The organism is Motilibacter aurantiacus (genome assembly GCF_011250645.1).
GTDB classification, from domain to species: domain Bacteria; phylum Actinomycetota; class Actinomycetes; order Motilibacterales; family Motilibacteraceae; genus Motilibacter_A; species Motilibacter_A aurantiacus.
In genome coordinates this window covers 248,848-265,587 of sequence record NZ_JAANNO010000004.1, presented here as the reverse complement: position 1 = coordinate 265,587, position 16,740 = coordinate 248,848, and the positions used below count along the sequence as shown (strand labels likewise).

At 75.2% G+C, this 16,740-nt stretch carries 16 protein-coding genes; 11 read left to right on the top strand and 5 right to left on the bottom strand.

Translation table 11 applies throughout. From position 1 onward, the window contains the following. The 4 genes from G9H72_RS09880 to G9H72_RS09865 form a co-directional block, all read left to right on the top strand. Positions 1 to 1,004: FtsW/RodA/SpoVE family cell cycle protein (locus G9H72_RS09880; RefSeq protein ID WP_166170388.1), on the top strand; the 1,004-nt coding region annotated here is incomplete at its 5' end. 1 nt (position 1,005) lies between these two features. Continuing rightward, positions 1,006 to 2,091, top strand: coding sequence for an undecaprenyldiphospho-muramoylpentapeptide beta-N-acetylglucosaminyltransferase (murG, locus tag G9H72_RS09875; RefSeq protein ID WP_166170386.1), 1,086 nt, complete (start codon positions 1,006 to 1,008; stop codon positions 2,089 to 2,091). Then, on the top strand, positions 2,088 to 3,506 hold the full coding sequence (murC, locus tag G9H72_RS09870; protein ID WP_331272151.1) for a UDP-N-acetylmuramate--L-alanine ligase: 1,419 nt from the start codon (positions 2,088 to 2,090) through the stop codon (positions 3,504 to 3,506). The genes murG and murC overlap by 4 nt, the downstream gene beginning before the upstream one ends. Positions 3,507 to 3,604: 98 nt before the next feature. Further along, a complete protein-coding gene (locus G9H72_RS09865) occupies positions 3,605 to 4,348 on the top strand; it encodes a cell division protein FtsQ/DivIB (protein ID WP_166170384.1) in 744 nt (247 codons plus the stop codon). A 55-nt stretch (positions 4,349 to 4,403) separates the two neighbouring features. On the opposite strand, the gene G9H72_RS09860 is transcribed toward G9H72_RS09865, so the two are convergent. The 3 genes from G9H72_RS09860 to G9H72_RS09850 are packed head-to-tail and all read right to left on the bottom strand — an operon-like array spanning position 4,404 to position 8,513. After that, a complete protein-coding gene (locus G9H72_RS09860) occupies positions 4,404 to 5,081 on the bottom strand; it encodes a response regulator transcription factor (RefSeq protein WP_166170382.1) in 678 nt (225 codons plus the stop codon). Continuing rightward, positions 5,078 to 6,292, bottom strand: a complete 1,215-nt coding sequence (locus tag G9H72_RS09855; protein ID WP_166170380.1) for a sensor histidine kinase — start codon at positions 6,290 to 6,292, stop codon at positions 5,078 to 5,080. Before G9H72_RS09855 ends, G9H72_RS09860 begins: the two co-directional genes overlap by 4 nt. A 10-nt stretch (positions 6,293 to 6,302) precedes the next feature. Continuing rightward, complete coding sequence (locus G9H72_RS09850) at positions 6,303 to 8,513, bottom strand: MMPL family transporter (RefSeq protein WP_166170378.1); 2,211 nt, start codon at positions 8,511 to 8,513, stop codon at positions 6,303 to 6,305. A 241-nt stretch (positions 8,514 to 8,754) separates the two neighbouring features. Here G9H72_RS09850 and G9H72_RS09845 point away from each other — a divergent pair, with 241 nt between their 5' ends. Both G9H72_RS09845 and G9H72_RS09840 read left to right on the top strand, forming a co-directional pair. Next, positions 8,755 to 10,362, top strand: coding sequence for a histidine kinase N-terminal 7TM domain-containing diguanylate cyclase (locus G9H72_RS09845; protein WP_166170376.1), 1,608 nt, complete (start codon positions 8,755 to 8,757; stop codon positions 10,360 to 10,362). A 216-nt stretch (positions 10,363 to 10,578) separates the two neighbouring features. Further along, the gene (locus tag G9H72_RS09840; RefSeq protein WP_166170374.1) at positions 10,579 to 11,181 is read left to right on the top strand and encodes a cellulose binding domain-containing protein; all 603 of its coding nucleotides are present in this window, start codon (positions 10,579 to 10,581) and stop codon (positions 11,179 to 11,181) included. Between the two features lie 194 nt (positions 11,182 to 11,375). Here the strand turns inward: G9H72_RS09840 and G9H72_RS09835 are convergent, their stop codons facing one another. Further along, positions 11,376 to 12,350 (bottom strand): proline dehydrogenase family protein, encoded by a 975-nt coding sequence (locus tag G9H72_RS09835; protein WP_166170372.1) that lies wholly within the window; start codon positions 12,348 to 12,350, stop codon positions 11,376 to 11,378. A 77-nt stretch (positions 12,351 to 12,427) separates the two neighbouring features. Here G9H72_RS09835 and G9H72_RS09830 point away from each other — a divergent pair, with 77 nt between their 5' ends. The 5 genes from G9H72_RS09830 to lepB all read left to right on the top strand — a co-directional run bounded on the left by G9H72_RS09830 (position 12,428) and on the right by lepB (position 14,853). Next, the gene (locus tag G9H72_RS09830) at positions 12,428 to 12,748 is read left to right on the top strand and encodes a DUF1330 domain-containing protein (RefSeq protein ID WP_166170370.1); all 321 of its coding nucleotides are present in this window, start codon (positions 12,428 to 12,430) and stop codon (positions 12,746 to 12,748) included. A 6-nt stretch (positions 12,749 to 12,754) separates the two neighbouring features. Continuing rightward, positions 12,755 to 13,222, top strand: a complete 468-nt coding sequence (locus tag G9H72_RS22945; RefSeq protein WP_166170367.1) for a MarR family winged helix-turn-helix transcriptional regulator — start codon at positions 12,755 to 12,757, stop codon at positions 13,220 to 13,222. A gap of 121 nt (positions 13,223 to 13,343) precedes the next feature. Continuing rightward, positions 13,344 to 13,859, top strand: coding sequence for a SigE family RNA polymerase sigma factor (locus G9H72_RS22385; protein WP_166170365.1), 516 nt, complete (start codon positions 13,344 to 13,346; stop codon positions 13,857 to 13,859). 2 nt (positions 13,860 to 13,861) lie between these two features. Beyond that, the gene (locus G9H72_RS09815) at positions 13,862 to 14,152 is read left to right on the top strand and encodes a hypothetical protein (protein WP_166170363.1); all 291 of its coding nucleotides are present in this window, start codon (positions 13,862 to 13,864) and stop codon (positions 14,150 to 14,152) included. A 95-nt stretch (positions 14,153 to 14,247) separates the two neighbouring features. Beyond that, a complete protein-coding gene (gene lepB, locus G9H72_RS09810) occupies positions 14,248 to 14,853 on the top strand; it encodes a signal peptidase I (RefSeq protein WP_166170360.1) in 606 nt (201 codons plus the stop codon). Between the two features lie 219 nt (positions 14,854 to 15,072). Here the strand turns inward: lepB and G9H72_RS09805 are convergent, their stop codons facing one another. After that, positions 15,073 to 16,659: a methyl-accepting chemotaxis protein gene (locus G9H72_RS09805; protein ID WP_166170358.1), complete on the bottom strand. Its 1,587-nt coding sequence runs from the start codon at positions 16,657 to 16,659 to the stop codon at positions 15,073 to 15,075. Positions 16,660 to 16,740: the final 81 nt, after the last annotated feature.

Sequence of the window (16,740 nt, the reverse complement as noted above, 5' to 3'; positions counted from 1 at the left end):
TCCAGCCCAGCGAGGCCGCCAAGCTGGCGCTGGTGCTCTGGGGCGCCGACCTGCTCGCCCGCAAGTGGCGGCTGCTCGACCAGTGGAAGCACCTGCTCGTGCCGCTGCTCCCCGTCGGCGGGCTCTTCCTGCTCTTCGTCCTGCTCGGGCAGGACCTGGGCACGGCGCTCGTGCTCATGGCCATCCTGCTCGCGCTGCTCTTCTTCGCCGGAGCCCCGTTCCGCGTCTTCGCCATGGTCATGGCCGCGGGCTCGGCCGGGGCCGTGTGGCTCGCGGTCACGCACCCGACCCGCGTCGAGCGGATCGTCAGCTGGACCCAGCCCAGCGAGGACCCGATGAGCACGAACTTCCAGGCGCTGCACGGGAAGTTCGCCCTCGGCACGGGCGGCTGGACCGGGGTCGGGCTCGGCGGGTCGCGGGAGAAGTGGCCGGGCCTGCTGCCCGAGGCGCAGAACGACTTCATCTTCGCCATCATCGGCGAGGAGCTCGGGCTGATCGGCACGCTGCTCGTGCTCGCGCTGTTCGGCGCGCTCTGCTACGGCGGGCTGCGGGTCGCGATGCGCACCGACGACGTCTTCGTCCGCCTCGCCGCCGCCGGCGTCACGGCGTGGATCGCCTTCCAGACGCTGGTCAACATCGGCGCGGTCCTCGGCGTCGTGCCGGTCATCGGCATCCCGCTGCCGCTCGTGTCCGCGGGGGGGTCGGCGCTGCTCACGACCATGGCGGCGATCGGGCTGCTGCTCGCCCTGGCCCGCGACGAGGTACGCCGCGCCCGCCGCTCGGCGCGACCGCCCGCGCCCCGCCCGCACCGCGCGGGCATGTCCGGTCGGCCGTCGGCGCCGCTCGCCGACCCCGAGCCGGAGCACGTGCCTCGCGCGCCGCGCGCTCCCCGTCCCGCCGGGGTGTCCCGCGCCTCCGGACGCCCGGCGCCTCGCCCTGCGCCGGCGTCCCGGGCACCGGAGCCACGGCGCGCCTCGTCCCCCCGCACCGCCGGAGGGCGCTGAGATGCACGTCGTCCTCGCCGGCGGAGGCACCGCCGGGCACGTCGAGCCTGCGCTCGCCCTGGCCGACGCGCTCCGTCGGGCCGACCCGTCCGTCGGCGTCACCGCCCTCGGCACCGAGCGCGGCCTCGAGAACCGACTGGTCCCGCAGCGCGGCTACGACCTGGCGCTGATCCCCCCGGTGCCCGTGCCCCGCAAGCCCGGGCCGGGCCTGCTGCGCGTCCCCGGCCGGCTGGCCGGCGCGGTCCGCTCCGCGACCGACGTGCTGCGCGGCGTCCGCGCCGACGTGGTGGTGGGGTTCGGCGGGTACGTCGCCGCCCCCGCGTACCTCGCCGCCCGGCGGCTCGGCGTGCCGATCGTCGTGCACGAGGCGAACGCGCGGCCCGGCCTCGCGAACAAGCTGGGCGCCCGGCTGACCCGGCACGTCGGCAGCGCGTGGCCGGACTCCCCGCTGCCGCACGCCGCCTACGTCGGCATGCCGCTGCGGCGCGCGATCACGACCCTGGACCGCGCCGCCGTCCGGGGGCAGGCGCGCGCGGCCTTCGGCCTGGACCCGGCGCTGCCCACGCTGCTCGTCTTCGGCGGGTCGCAGGGCGCCCGCACCCTCAACCTCGCGGTCGAGGGTGGCGCCGCCGCGCTCGCCGCCGCAGGGGTGCAGGTCCTGCACGCCGCGGGCAGGGGCAACGTCGCCCGCTCCGCCGCCCGGTCCGCCGCCCCGCCCTACGTCGCACTGGAGTACCTCGACCGCATGGACCTCGCCTACGCCGCCGCCGACGTCGCGCTCTGCCGCGCCGGGGCCATGACGTGTGCCGAGCTCGCCGCGGTCGGGCTGCCCGCCGCGTACGTCCCGCTGCCGCACGGCAACGGCGAGCAGCGGCTGAACGCCGAGCCCGTCGTGAGCGCCGGGGGCGGGCTGATCGTCGACGACGCCCGGTGCACGCCCGACTGGGTCGCGCAGACGCTCGTGCCGCTGATCGCCGACGCGCCCCGGCTCTCGGCCATGGGCGCGGCGGCCGCGCGGTTCGGGCGCAGGGACGGTGACGACCGGCTCGCCGCGCTCGTGCTGTCCGCCGCCGGGGGCGCGTCGTGACCGCCGTGCCGGCTCCGGACCCGGTGCCGCCGGCAGACGCGCTGGGCCGCGTGCACTTCGTCGGCATCGGCGGCGCCGGCATGTCCGGCATCGCGCGCATCCTGCTCGCCCGCGGCATCGCCGTCTCCGGCAGCGACGCCCGGGAGTCGCGTACGGTCACCGCCCTGCGCGCGCTCGGGGCCGTGGTGCACATCGGGCACGCCGCCTCCAACGTCGCCGGTGTCGACACGGTGGTCGTCTCCAGCGCCATCCGCCCGGACAACCCCGAGCTCGTGGAGGCCCGCGCCCGGGAGCTGCTCGTCCTGCCGCGGGCCGCCGCGCTGGTGGCCGTCATGGCCGGGCGTCGTGCCGTCGCCGTCGCCGGGACGCACGGCAAGACCACGACCACCTCGATGTTGACGGTGGCGTTGCAGCACTGCGGGGCGGACCCGTCGTTCGCCATCGGAGGCAGCCTCAACGAGTCCGGCGCGAACGCGCACAACGGCTCCGGGGACCTGTTCGTCGCCGAGGCCGACGAGAGCGACGGGTCGTTCCTGCTCTACTCGCCCGAGGCGGCGATCGTCACCAACGTCGAGCCGGACCATCTGGACCACTACGGCACCGGCGAGGCGGTCACGGCGGCCTTCGAGGCGTTCGCGCACCGGGTGCTGCCGGGGGGGCTGCTCGTCGTCTGCGCCGACGACCCCGGCGCGCGGCTGCTCGGACAGCAGGCCCGGGATGCCGGCATCCGGGTTCAGTCGTACGGCGAGGCCGAGGACGCGGGCCTCCGGGTGGAGGAGCTCCGGCTCGCGGGGCCGGGCTCGCGCTGGTCCGCGGTCTACCACGGGCGGCGGCTCGGCGAGGTCAAGCTGCGGGTCCCGGGGCGGCACAACGCCCTGAACTCCGCCGCGGCGCTCGCGACCGCGCTGGGGCTCGGCTTCCCGGCCGCCGAGGTGCGCGAGGGGCTGGCCGCCTTCACCGGCACCCGCCGCCGGTTCGAGGCCAAGGGCACGGTGGCCGGGATCCGGGTCTACGACGACTACGCGCACCACCCGACCGAGGTCGAGGCGACGCTGCGGGCGGCGCGCGGGGTGGCGCTGGGGGGCCGGCTGGTCGTCGCGTTCCAGCCGCACCGCTACTCGCGCACAGCGGCCTTCCGCGACCAGTTCGGCGCCGCGCTGGCCCTGGCCGACGAGGTAGTCGTGATGGAGGTCTACCCGGCGGGGGAGGACCCCCTGCCCGGTGCGACCGGCGCGTCGGTGGCCGCCGCCGTGCAGCTGCCGCCCGAGCAGGTGTGCTTCGAGCCCTCGTGGTCAGCGGTCGCCGGGCGGCTGGCCGAGCGGGCACGCAGCGGGGACGTGGTCCTCACCCTCGGGGCCGGCGACGTGACGATGGTCGGGCCGGAGGTCCTCGAGCTGCTGGGCACGCGGCGGTGAGGCCGTCCCGGCCGCCGGCCCGCGCCGGGCGTGCGGGCACCCGTCCCGGGGCGCCCGGGCGTGCGTCCGGCCGGTCGGGGATGCCACGGCAGCGACCGGTGCCTCACGCGGGAGAGGCTTCCGCCGGTGGCAGGCCTGCCGAGCGTCGGCGGCTGCGTGCCCGGCTGTCCCGGCGCTCGCTCGCGGTCGTCGCGGGCCTGGCCGCGGCGCTGGGCGTGGTCGCCTGGGTGGCGCTCGGCACCTCGGTGCTGGGCGTGCGGACGGTCGACGTCGTCGGTGCCGGGCACGTCTCCGCCGCCGAGGTCCGCGCAGCCGTGGACGTGCCCTCCGGCTTCCCGCTGGCCCGGGTGGACCCGGCGGCCGTGCAGGCGCGGGTGGGCGCGATCCCCGCCGTCCGGGACGTGACCGTGGAGCGTCGCTTCCCGCGCACGCTCGTCGTGTCCATCGTCGAGCGGACGGCGGTCGCGGTGGCGTCCGTGCGCGACAGCGGGCTCACCTACGTGGACGCCGAAGGCGTCGCGTTCGCCCCGGCGCCCGCAACGGCCGCCAGGGGGAAGACCGCGCTCCCGGTCCTCGCCGCCGTCGAGGGGGACGCGCGCACGGCCGCTGCGGCGGTCGTCGGCGGGCTCCCGTCGGGGCTGCAGAAGCGTGTCGTACGGGTCGAGGCGCGCACCCCGGACAGCGTGACGCTGCAGCTGCGCAGCGGGCACTCGGTCGTCTGGGGCGACGTCGAGCGGCCGCAGCGCAAGGCGCAGGTGCTGGTGGCCCTGATGACCGCGGTGAAGGACGCGAAGACCTACGACGTCAGCGCTCCGGACGCGCCGACGACCCGGACGACTTGAGCGCCGCCCGGCGCGGCGTCCCGTCCCTGCAGGCGGCCCCACCGGCCACGTGCCGTCAGCCCCCGCCGGGTTCCGCCCGGACCAGCCCGGTGCGGTAGGCGATGACCACCAGCTGTGCCCGGTCGCGGGCCTGCAGCTTGGTCATCGCACGCTGGACGTGAGCGCGGACGGTGAACGGGCTCAGGGCCATCCGCTCGGCGATCTCCTGGTTGGACAGGCCCGTCGCGACGAGGGCCACCATCTCCCGCTCGCGCGGGGTCAGCACGTCGAGCCGGCCCTTGTCGGGCAACGCCCCGCCCTCGGGCATGGCCAGGAAGCGGGCGACCAGGGCGCGCGTGGCGGCGGGGGAGAGCAGGGTGTCGCCGCCCGCCACCGTGCGGACGGCGTCGAGCAGGTCGTCGGCGCCGATGCCCTTGCCGACGAAGCCGCTGGCCCCCGCGCGCAGCGCCTGCGCCACGTGCTCGTCCGTCTCGTACGTCGTCAGCACGAGGATCCGGGTCGCCGCCAGCTCGGGGTCGCCGCAGATCTCGGCCGCGGCGGCGAGCCCGTCGACCTCCGGCATCCGGATGTCCATGACGACCACGTCGGGGCGCAACGCCCGGGTCATGCGGGCCGCCTCGCGGCCGTCGGCGGCCTCCCCGACGACGGTGATGTCGTCGCAGGTCTCCAGCAGCGTCCGGAAGGCCCCGCGCAGCAGGGCCTGGTCGTCGGCGAGCAGCACCCGTAGCGTCATGAGGCCTTCCCGTCGGGCGGCAGGGGCAGGTCGGTCGAGACGAGGAAGCCGCCCTCCGGGCGCCGGCCGGCGGACAGGCGGCCCCCGACCGCCGTTGCCCGCTCACGCATCCCGATCAGCCCGTAGCCGCCCGGGCGCTCGGCCTGATGGGCCGCACCGGTCGTGGCGCGCGCCCGCGAGCCGCTGCCGTCGTCCGCGACCGCGATGGTCACGCGGTCTCGGCTCCACGTCAGGCGGACCCGGGCGCTCCCGGTCCCGGCGTGCCTGGCCACGTTGGTCAGGGCCTCCTGGACGATGCGGTACGCCGTGAGGTCCGTGCCGGGCGGGAGCGGCCGTTCCGTGCCGTCGTGGTGCACCGACACCTCCAGCCCGGCCCGGCCGAAGGACTCCACCAGCGCGGGCAGCCGGCACAGCCCCGGGGCCGGCTCGGCGGGCGCCGACGTGTCGTCGGCCTCGCGCAGCAGCCCGACCGTGGCGCGCAGGTCGTCCAGCGCGCGGGCCGTCGTCCCGACCAGGTCGTCCAGGGCCCGGCGGCTCTGCTCCGGGCGGCTGTCGAAGACGCGGGCGGCCACCATGGCCTGCGCGTTGGCCAGCGTGATCTGGTGCGCCACCACGTCGTGCAGCTCGCGGGCGATGCGCACGCGCTCCTCGGCCACCCGCCGGCGGGCCTCGGTGTCGCGGTCCTGCTCGGCCCGGCGCGCCCGCTCCTCCACGGCGGCCAGGTAGGCCCGCCGGTTCTGCGTCGCGTGCCCGAGCACCCCCGCCACCAGTGGGAAGGCGGCCACGATGGTCAGCCGGCTCGCGTCCTGGCCGGACAGGTCCCCGGCCAGGACGGTGGCGGCCACGAGGAGGGCCGCCGACGCGAGCAGGGCGGCGGCCGCCCGGCGCCGGTCGAGCTGGACGGCCAGCGCGTACCCGGCGACGACGGCCGGGGCCACGAGAAGCGGGGTGAGCAGCAGGCCGGCCGGGACGACGGCCATCCCGCAACCGGTCGTGACGGCCACCGCGGCGATGGGGGACCGGTGGCGCAACGGCAGCGCCCCGGCGGAGACTGCGGCGACCACGTAGGCCGCGGCCGGCGGTGCCGACACCGTGTCGTCCACCCGCAGGACGCCGCCCAGCAGGCAGAGGGCGAAGGCCGTGGCGACGACCGCGCCCTCCCGCCACCGGGAGGCACCTGGTCGCGGGAGGAGGCCGGCGGCGCTCGACATGTCCGCGGCGTCAGCCGACGGGAGCCCGCGGAGCCGCTGGCTCGGTCACAGGGAGCGGGAGGCGGCCCAGCGCGTCGCCCTCGATGTCCACGTTCGGCAGCACACGCTGGAGGATACGAGGCAGCCACCAGGCCCGGTGGCCGAGCAGCGCCAGCACCGCGGGCGCGATCGCCATGCGCACCACGAAGGCGTCGAAGGCCACCGCGGAGGCCAGGCCCACGCCCATCGTCTGGATGGTCGGGCTGTGGACGCCGATGAACCCGGCGAAGACGCTGACCATGATGACCGCGGCCGCCGCCACCACGCGTCCGCTGTGCCGGAAGCCGGCGACGATCGCCTCCTCCGGTGTCGCGCCGTGGACGTACGCCTCCCGCACGCGGGTGAAGAGGAACACCTCGTAGTCCATCGCCAGACCGAAGACGATCCCGATGACGAGGATCGGCATCAACGACATGACCGGGCCGGTCTGCTCGATGCCGATGAGCTCGGCGCCCCAGCCCCACTGGAAGACCGCGACCAGGACCCCGAACGCCGCGCCGACCGAGAGCAGGAAGCCGAGTGCCGCCTTCAGCGGGACGAGGACGGACCGGAAGACTCCCATGAGCAGGAGCACCGCCAGCCCGATGACGACGCCGAGGTACGGGAGCAGGGCGTCCGACATCGCCTGGGAGATGTCGATGTTCAGCGCCGTCCTGCCGGTGACGTACACGTCCGTGGCGGTGGCCGACTCGACGTCGGGCATGACGTCGCGGATCTCCTGCACCAGCTCCTTGGTCCGGGTGCTGCTCGGAGCCGTCGCCGGCACGACGGTCAGCACGGCGGTGTCGCCGGCCGCGTCGAGGACCGGGCCGTCGACCGAGACGACCCCCTCCACCTCCTCGAGGGCCTGCACGACGCGGTCGGAGGCCCCCGTCGCGTCCGCCGAGCGCGACGCGTCCACGACCACGGTGAGCGGCCCGTTGGAGCCCGGCCCGAAGCCCGCGGAGAGCAGGTCGTAGGCCCGTCGCTGCGTGGTCTCCACCGGCTTGGACTCGTCCCCGGGCAGCCCCAGCTCCAGGCCCAGCGCGGGCGCGGCGACCGCTGCCAGGCCGAGCCCGGCGACCAGCAGCACGGCGCGCGGGCGGCGCAGGACGAGCCGCGCCCAGCGGGCGCCGAGCCCGTGCCGCTGCGGTGCGCCCGCCCCGCCGACCGGGGCGGCCCGGCGGGCCGAGCGGGACAGGACCCGTCGACCGAAGGAGCCGAGCAGCGCAGGCACCAGCGTCAGCGCGACCAGCACCGCGAGGCCGACCGCCCCGGCGCCTCCCAGGCCCATCCGGGTCAGCTCGGGGATGCCCACGACCGCGAGGCCGGCGAGCGCGATGACGACGGTGGCTCCTGCGAAGACGACGGCGGACCCCGCCGTCCCCACCGCGCGGCCTGCGGCGTCCTCCGGGCTGCGGCCCTGGGCGCGCTCGTCCCGGTAGCGGGAGGTGATGAAGAGCGCATAGTCGATCCCGACGGCCAGCCCGAGCATCAGCGCGAGGATCGCCACCGTCGACGTGAGGCCCAGGGGCACGGCCAGCGCGGACACCAGGCCGAAGGCGATGGCCACCCCGCAGAAGGCGGTCAGCAGCGACAGGCCGGCTGCGACCAGCGAGCCGAGGGTGATGACGAGCACCACTGCCGCGACAGCCACGCCGACGAGCTCGGTCGTCCCGCCCGGCGACACCTCCGCCTCCAGCGCGGAGCCACCGATCTCGACGGTGAGCCCGCCGTCGCGCGCGTAGCCCGCCGCGTCCTCGAGGGCCCGCCTCGCCGCGCCGGTCAGGTCCAGGGCGCTCACGGCGTACGTGACGGTGGCGTACGCGGTCGTCCGGTCCTCGCTGACGGTGCCGTCGGCGTACGGGTCGGAGACCGCCGCGACCTGCTCACCGCCGGCCAGGGAGCGGAGGGCCTCCTCGACCGACTCCCGGTGCGCCTCGTCCGTCACCCGCTGGCCGTTCGGGGCCTGGAACACGAGGCGGGCGTCGGCGCCCTGCGAGTCCGCGTCGGGGAACCGCTCGTCGAGCAGGTCGAACGCCTGCTGCGACTCGGTCCCGGGCATGGCCAGGTCCTCCTCCTGCCCGGACGGCGCCACCGCCGCCGCCGCGACGGCCAGCGCCACGGCCGTGAGCCAGAGGCCGGCGACGAGCCGCCGCCGGCGAAAGGCCCACCGGCCCAGTCGATACAGAGTTGTCGCCATCGTTGGTCTCCGAACGAGCGAGAAGAAGCCGGACACGAAGTGGGAGCCCGCGCGGGGCCGCCTGCCTTCGAGCGTCGTCGTCCGCCGCGCGTCCCGCGTCGTCAGCGGCGACCGACCTGCACTGGTGCTTCCGAACCGACAGGAGCCGCGTCCTGGTGCGGACGCAGTGGCCGCGCCGCACTTCTCAGATGCCGTCGGCCGCGGCCGATGAGGAGGGCGTTCCGACGACGGGGGGATCGGCGTGCTGGACCAGCCCTGGTTCTTCCTCGACGTGCTGTCCGGGGTCATCGCGGTGTCGACCGGCGTCCTCGCCTGGCGACACCGCGGTGAGACGACCGCTGCGACCGCGCTGGCCGTGACGATGTTCAGCCTCGCCTGGTGGGCGTCGGCCGAGTCCGTGTGCCGGACCGGTGCGCCGTTCCCTGCCCAGTGGGTGGCCCAGTCCCTGCTCTTCGCCGGCGTCGGCGGGGTCGTCGTCGGGTTCTTCTGCCTGTCACGGGCCGTCGCCCACCCCGGGTGGCGGCCGTCGCGCAGGCTGCTGGTGCTGCTCTGCCTCGAGCCCCTGCTGACGGTGGCCGCCGCGCTCACGAACCCGCTGCACGACTGGTTCTACGAGGCCGCCTACCTCTCCGGGCTCCCGCCGACCCTGCACCGGCAGTTCGGCGTGCTGTACGCCCTGCACGCGTCGTACAGCTATCTGCTGCTGCTCGGGTCGCTGACGGTGCTGGCGCGGGCGCTGCCGAAGGCGCATCCGGCGTTCCGCCGGCAGCTGGCCAGCCTGCTCGTCGCCGCGCTCGTGCCTGCTCTCGGGAACGTGCCGACGGTGCTGTTCGAGACCCAGGTGGACCACACCACGCTGCTGTTCGCGGTCACCGGCCTCGTCTCGGCCAACGCCGTGCTCCGCCAGGGGCTGCTCAGCCTGGTCCCGATCGCGCGCGATCTCATGGTCGAGACGATGGACGACGCCATCCTCGTGGTGGACCGGGCCGGCCGGGTCGTCGACATCAACCAGGCCGGGCTGCGGCTGCTCCGCCGCCTGCGCCCGCAGGCGCCCGAACAGGTCGTCGGCGGCTGCGTCGACGTGCTCATCGGGCCCGGGTTCATGCGCACGGTGCAGGACGGGCCCAGGGCGCAGCTCGTGGAAGCACGACCAGGGTTGTTCATCGAGCACCGGACCGTGACCCTGCACGACCGGCGGGACGAGGTGCTCGGCTACCTGATCGTGTCGCGCGACGTCTCGGAGAACCAGAGGCAGCGGGCGGCCCTGGAGCAGGCGAACCAACGCCTCACCGAGCAGCTCGCGGTGATCGAGCAGCTCCGCGACCAGCTGGCCGAGGACGCGTCACGCGACGCCCTCACCGGGCTGCACAACCGGCGCCACCTGATGAGCGCCCTCGACGCCGCGCTGGCCGAGGGCCACGGGGCCGGACGGCCGGTCGCCGTGGTCCTGCTCGACGTGGACCACTTCAAGCGGGTCAACGACACGTACGGGCACGCCGCGGGCGACCTCGCGCTGCAGACCCTGTCCGAGGCTCTGCGGCGGGAGACCAGGGCCGGCGACACGGTGGCGAGGCTGGGGGGAGAGGAGTTCGTGCTCGTGCTGCCCGACGTCGGCGTCGAGCAGGCCCTTCAGCGGGCCGAGTCCCTGCGCAGCGCGTGCGCCCGTGCCCGCGTGGACGTCGAGGGCGCCCGGCTCGCGCTCACCGTGAGCGCCGGGGTGGCCGTCAGCCCGGACCACGCCAGCGGCGCGACCCGGCTCCTCGCGGCCGCCGACCGGGGCCTCTACGAGGCCAAGCGCGACGGCCGCAACCGCGTCGTCGTCGCCTCCTGCATGGCCGCCCGTTCCTGAGCATCAGGGTCGTAGGGTCGTCATGACGGCCTCAGCCCCCGGACGTGTCCGGCGGGTGCCGGGGCGGCGCCACCTGTGCGCCTTCTGTCCGCAGATGTCCCAGCCGGTGCTTCACGGCTGGGCGAACATGCGGCAAGGATCGCACTTGACATGATCCGAACGGACTAGGGTCCGAGGCGCGCTCCGCCACGGGGGCAGAGCGCGGACGGAGGAAGCATGCAGATCAGCCGATGGGCGGGCGCCGCGGTCGCGGTCACCGCTCTCGCAGCTGCGGTGGGGGCGCCGGCGACCGCGTCGGCCGCCAAGAAGCCGGCGCCGACGACCGAGGTGACGTCCTGCGGCGTCGTGGTCAAGGCCACCGGCCAGTACGCGGACGCGCACAGCGGCACGGTCACGTTCTACAACCAGGGCAAGGCCCCGGTCATCTGGACGCTGACGTGGGACGTCGAGAACACCGCCGACCTGTGGAACGGGCGCGACGAGGACGTGACCTGGTCCCAGGAGGGCACCACGCTCACCGTCACCGGCCAGTCCTGGAACCGGACGGTGCAGCCGGGCAAGTCGCTGACGCTGGGCTACGTCGCGGGGGGGCACACCGCTCCGGCCGGCGTGAAGATGAACGGCGTCGCCTGCGGTGACCCGTCGCCGGCGAACGAGCGCGCCCGGTCCAAGGCCGAGAAGCAGCAGGCGCGCGCGGCCGAGCGTCAGGCCAAGGCCGAGGCCCGCGTCGCGATCAAGGCGATGAAGGCGGCGGAGAAGGCCGAGGCCAAGGCGGCCAAGGACGCGCAGAAGGCGGCGGAGAAGGCCACCAACGCCTGATCGACGTTCCGTGGGCCCCGGCACCGTCCCCGGTGCCGGGACCTCGTCGTCCCCCGGTCCGTGCCGGTGGCTACCCGGCTGGTGGGCGGGGCACTGAGGGCGATGCCTTCCTCCATCGCCGTTCCCGCGGCACCCGGACGAGCAGCCCGCGGGCGGCGCCCGCTCGCTCGAGGGGGCGCCGGGCCGTTGCACGGTCACGTGCCCTCGAGGCCCGGCGCCAGGTCGGCGAGCGCTAGCAGCGCCCGCTCCGGATGCTCGGCGATGCGGTTGAGCACGTAGAGCCACCATTCGCCGCCGAACACCACGTACTCACGGGTGGGGTACCCCTCCGCGCGCAGCCCGTCCAGCAACGCGGTCCCGAGCCCGCGCAGCATCTCGAACTCCACGTCCTCCTCGCGCAGCCGGTCGCCGTGCTCGGCAACCAGCGCGCTCACCAGCTCGGGGTCGTGCGTCGCGAGCGACACGCGGTGGCCCTCGGCCAGCAGCCGACCGGCGAGATCGAGGTACGCCGCGGTCAGCTCGGCACTGCCGCGCGGGTAGGCGAGGGACTCCGGCTCCCGGAAGGCGCCCTTCACCAGCCGGACGGGGCCGGGATGTCGCAGCACGCGATCGAGGTCGCGCGGGGTGCGGTGCAGCCGTGCCTGCAGTGTGATGCCGACGTCCAGCTGCTCCGCGCACAGCCGTTCGTAGAGGCCGAGCACGAGATCGGTGCGGCCCGAGCCCTCGGCGGACACCATGAGCGTGGCCCCCGCGGCGTCGGCGGCCGTGGCCATGCGGCGCACGTTGTCCAGGGTGAGGCCCTCGTCGACGACGGCCCCGACGTGCGAGAGGTCGAACGAGACCGTGCTCGGCAGCCCGGCCGCGCGGATCGCCGTGGCGAGCTCGACGAACACGTCCGCCTCGCGGCGCGCGAGCTCCGCGTCGCGGACGCTCTCCCCGGTGTACTCGATGCTGGCGGCATGCCCGCGCTGCACCGCGCTCCTCGCGGCCGCCAGCGCCTCCTCGATCGAGTCGCCGGCGACGTAGCGGCGCGCCACGCGCGCGGCGAGCGGGGACAGCTCCGGATGCGCCATGACCCGTGCCTTGAGCCCTTCGTCCAGCGCCCACGCCCGGAGGGCGTCCGCTGCTCGCTCGAGCGCTGCAGGCGGTACCAGTGGCAGATGGTCCATGTCAGGTCTCCCTTGACGATCGTCCCGAACGGGACCATCCTAGATGGGTCTACTGGATCGATGGAAGGGGATTTCCGATGACCGCGTACTGCTTGTTCGACAATGTCGAGGTGACCGACCCGGCAGGCATGACGGCGTACGTCGACGCCGTGCACGCCACGGTGCGGGCGCACGGCGGGCGCTACCTCGTCGTGGGTGGGACGACCGTGCACGTCGAGGGGGAAGCTGTGGTCACCTATCCGGTGCTCATCGAGTTCCCGTCGCTGGGGGCCGCCCGCGAGTGGTACGCCTCGCCGGAGTACGCACCGCTGAAGGCGCTGCGCCAGGCGTCCTCGCGCGCCAACGCCGTGTTCTTCGAGTCCGCGGGCTCGCCGTTGCTGGAGGCGTCAGCCGCATGAGGCCTCGTGGCTGAGTCGCGCCGCCCACGCCGCCCGGACGACCTCTTCGCCGACCCCCGGTGGGAGGCGTTCGGGCTGCTGCGCGAGGCCTATCTCGCGCTCAGCGGGCGGATCGACGGCGACCTGGCCGCCGCCGGGGCCGCCAGCTCTGCGATCAGTGACCTGGTGTTCCGCCTTGCGCGCACGCCGGGCCACGCGCTGCGCGCGCTGGACATCACCCGAGCGTTGCACACCTCCACCACGAGGACGACCCGGCTGCTGGACGAGGCGGAGGCCGGCGGGCTGGTCGAGCGCCGACCGCACCCGAGCGACAGGCGTGCCCTGCTGGTGGTGCTGACCCCTGCGGGGCTGGCCGAGGCCCGCAGGCTCGGTCGGGTGGCCCTGGACTCCACGCAACGGCACGTGCACGACCGGCTCAGCGCCGAGGAGGTGGCCCAGCTGGAGGGCCTCCTGCGCCGGCTCCGCGACGGGTGAGAAGCCGGCAACCCCGCCGCCGGGAGCTGGCCCCCAGGTGCACCCGATACGCCCCGGTGCTTCGCTCAACCTTCGGCCTGCCACCGGAGTCTTAGAGGCAGTCCGGCAGGCGGGAGAGGTTGTGCGGCGTGCAGAAGAGCGGGATTTCGAGGCGTTCGTGGCGGCGCGGGGGCCCGCGCTGCTGCGGCTGGCGCGCCTGCTCGTGTCCGACGCCCACGAGGCCGAGGACGTCCTGCAGACCGCGCTGCTGCGCCTCACCGGGCACTGGGGCCGGCGCGTGCAGGACCCGGAGGCGTACACGCGACGGGTGCTGGTCAACCTGGCGAAGGACCGGGGGCGAAGACGCCTGCCGTGGCCCTTCGCGCCCGAGTCGCTGCCGCCCGGCCGCGTGCCCGACCACGCCGACGCCGCGGCCACCCGCGACGAGCTGACGGCGGCGCTCGCCACGCTCCCTCCTCGCCAGCGCGTCTGCGTCGTGCTGCGGCACGTCGAGGGACTGAGCGAGGCGGAGACCGCAGGCCTGCTCGGCTGCTCGGTCGGGACCGTCAAGAGCCAGACCAGCCGGGGACTGGCCCGGCTGCGCGACATCCTGGGGCCCGGCCCGGCCGCCCCCACCTCTGCGAACGCCGGGAGTTGACGATGGACGACACGAACACGATCGAGCGCCTCCGGGCGCTGTCCGCGGCGGGGGAGGCCGAGCCCGTGCCCCCGGGCCTCGCCCGCGACGTGCTGCGGCGCCGGCGGCGGCGCGACGCGGCCCGTCGGGTCACGTACGGCGCACTCGCGCTCGCCGTCATCGCCGGAGGGAGCGCGGTCTGGAGCAACTCCGCGTCCGCCACCCCACCGACCGCTGCCATCGAGCGCACGGCCACCGTCCCGGGCGACGCGGCTGCGCACGTGCCGGGCCTCGCCCTCGGCGGCACGCAGTGAGCACCGCCGCGCCGGACAGCCGCGCACGCACGGAGCCGGACGGCGGGGGGCAGCGGCCCGTGACGCGGCGACGTCGCGTCCCTGCCTGGGCGGAGATGACCCTCCTCGTCGGCATCGCGCTCGTCCTGGCGATGCTGGTCAAGGCGTTCCTCGTCCAGGCCTTCTACATCCCGTCCGGGTCCATGGAGAACACGCTGCGCATCGGCGACCGCGTCCTGGTCGAGAAGCTCTCGTACCGCTTCGGCGAGATCGAGCGCGGGGACGTCCTGGTCTTCAACGGCGTCGACTCGTTCACCCCCGAGGTCGAGCTGGACGAGCCGACCAACCCCCTCGTCAGGGGGGCTCGCGCCCTCGGCGGCGTCGTGGGCCTGGCGCCGCCGGACGAGCGCGACTTCATCAAGCGGGTCATCGGGCTGCCGGGGGACCGCGTCGTCTGCTGCGACGCCGCAGGCCGGATCACGGTCGACGGCCTGCCGCTCGAGGAGGAGAGCTACCTCTATCCCGGCGACAACCCCTCCGACCGGGCCTTCGACGTGACCGTCCCCGAGGGCCGGCTCTGGGTGCTCGGGGACCACCGCAGCGCCTCCGCCGACTCACGCCAGCACATGGGCGAGCCGGGCGGCGGCTTCGTGCCCGTGGACAGGGTGATCGGCAGGGCGTTCGCGGTGGTCTGGCCGCTCGGCCACTGGCGCTTCCTCTGAACAGCCGGCCCTTCCAGCGCTCGACGCAGGCGCGCTCGCACCGACCCCTCGCCCGCCGATCGCCGCCGCTGAGCCGACGGGCCCGGTCGGCAGCCCCGAGCGGGGCTTGCGGCCCCCCGCGGGCGGCACGGCCGGTGCAGCAGTGGTCGCGGCGGCGATGCGCCCGGTGGGACGCCGAAGGCCCCGCACGTCGGTGCGAGGCCTTCGGCAGCGGAGCGGTCAGTACGTGAAGCGCGAGAGCTGCCCCTGCAGCTCGGCGGACATCCGCGAGAGCCCGCTCGCCGCGTCCTGCACGTCGGCGACCGTCGCCGTCGTCGTGTGGGCGCTCTGCGCGACGCCCGCGATCGTCCCGGCGATCTCCTCGCTGCCGGACGCGACCTGCACCGCGTTGCGCGACATCTCCGCCGTCGTGGCGGTCTGCTCCTCGACCGCCGACGCGATCGTGGTCGTGAAGTCGTTGATCTGCCCGATGACGCCGGCGATCTCCGCGATTGCCGAGACCACGCTGCCGGTGTCGGCCTGGATGGCCTCGACCCGGGCCGCGATGTCGCCGGTGGCGCGCCCGGTCTCGGAGGCGAGCTCCTTGACCTCGTTGGCGACGACGGCGAAGCCCTTGCCCGCTTCTCCGGCCCGGGCAGCCTCGATGGTCGCGTTCAGGGCGAGCAGCTTGGTCTGCTCCGCGATCGACGTGATGACCCGGACGACCTCGCCGATCTGCCGGCTGGACTCGCCGAGCGCGGTGACGGTCGCGTTGGTCGCGTCCGCGACGCCCACGGCCTGGGAAGCGACATGTGCAGCCTGGTTCGCGTTCTCGCTGATCTCCCGGATCGAGGCGCCCATCTGCTCGCTGCCCGACGCCAGCGTCTGCACGCTGGAGGAGACGGCGGACGAGGCGTTCGCCACGACATCGGCCTGCCCGGAGGACTCCGCCGCGCTCGCGGCCACCTGCACGGCGGCGTCGGCCAGGTGGCGGGAGCTGCGCTCCATCCCGGTGGCGGAGTCGCGGACCGCGACGAGCAGGCCGCGTACGCCCTCACGGGCCTGCGCCAGGGCGTCGGCCATCTGCCCCAGCTCGTCCCGGCCCTCGACCTTCGCCTCAACCGTGAGGTCGCCGCGAGCCATCGCACAGAGCGCCTCGCGCACCCGGGCGAGGCTGCGCACGATGCCGCCGGCGACCCAGAAGCCCAGGGCGAGGGCGAGCAGCAGGCCGGCCACGAGGACGATCACGACCCAGCGGATGGCGCTGCCGGCGCTCGCCTCGGCCGACTCGGCCTCCGTGACGGCCTTGGCCGCCTGCGCGTCCGCCTCCGTCTTGTACGCGTCGAGCAGGTCCGACGTCAGCGGCCGCACCTTCTCCTGGAAGACCGTGACCGCCTGCCCGGCCTCGCCCGCATCGACGGCGGCGAAGAGCTCCTGCTCGGTCAGCTGCGCGTACTGCGTCAGCATCTGCTGCAGGGACTCGACGGCGGCTGGGTCGGCCGCGGTCGGGAGGTAGTCCGCGGCCCGCTGCTCGACCTTCTGCTGCAGCTCGAGGTTCTCCTCACGGATCTCCTGGCGCCGCTCGGCCAGCGCGCTGCTGTACTCCGTGACCCGCGCGCGCCAGCTCTGCAGGTCGCGCTGCAGGTCGCCGAGCGCGACCAGCGGCTGGATCGTCGCGCTGTTCATCGCGGCGTTGCCCGCGCGCAGGGCGCGGATCTGGGAGACGCCCGCCGCGGCGACCACCGTCGCGACGACCGCCAGCAGCCCGAGGGAGGCGAGGATCTTGGTCCGGACCCCGCGGTCGCGGGCCCAGCTCATGGAGGGCATGTGTCGCTCGTCCTTTCAGCAGCCCGGCGGCCCGGGCATCTCTCGGACGGAACGTCGGCTCGATGCTCTCCTGCCTTGAGC

Bases quoted from the DNA above. Each gene is read 5' to 3' on its own strand.
- murG (WP_166170386.1), top strand. From the start codon at position 1,006: ATGCACGTCGTCCTCGCCGGCGGAGGCACCGCCGGGCACGTCGAGCCT.
- G9H72_RS09860 (WP_166170382.1), bottom strand. From the start codon at position 5,081: ATGACGCTACGGGTGCTGCTCGCCGACGACCAGGCCCTGCTGCGCGGG.
- G9H72_RS09855 (WP_166170380.1), bottom strand. From the start codon at position 6,292: ATGTCGAGCGCCGCCGGCCTCCTCCCGCGACCAGGTGCCTCCCGGTGG.
- G9H72_RS09850 (WP_166170378.1), bottom strand. From the start codon at position 8,513: ATGGCGACAACTCTGTATCGACTGGGCCGGTGGGCCTTTCGCCGGCGG.
- G9H72_RS09840 (WP_166170374.1), top strand. From the start codon at position 10,579: ATGCAGATCAGCCGATGGGCGGGCGCCGCGGTCGCGGTCACCGCTCTC.
- G9H72_RS09835 (WP_166170372.1), bottom strand. From the start codon at position 12,350: ATGGACCATCTGCCACTGGTACCGCCTGCAGCGCTCGAGCGAGCAGCG.
- G9H72_RS09830 (WP_166170370.1), top strand. From the start codon at position 12,428: ATGACCGCGTACTGCTTGTTCGACAATGTCGAGGTGACCGACCCGGCA.
- G9H72_RS09815 (WP_166170363.1), top strand. From the start codon at position 13,862: ATGGACGACACGAACACGATCGAGCGCCTCCGGGCGCTGTCCGCGGCG.
- lepB (WP_166170360.1), top strand. From the start codon at position 14,248: ATGACCCTCCTCGTCGGCATCGCGCTCGTCCTGGCGATGCTGGTCAAG.
- G9H72_RS09805 (WP_166170358.1), bottom strand. From the start codon at position 16,659: ATGCCCTCCATGAGCTGGGCCCGCGACCGCGGGGTCCGGACCAAGATC.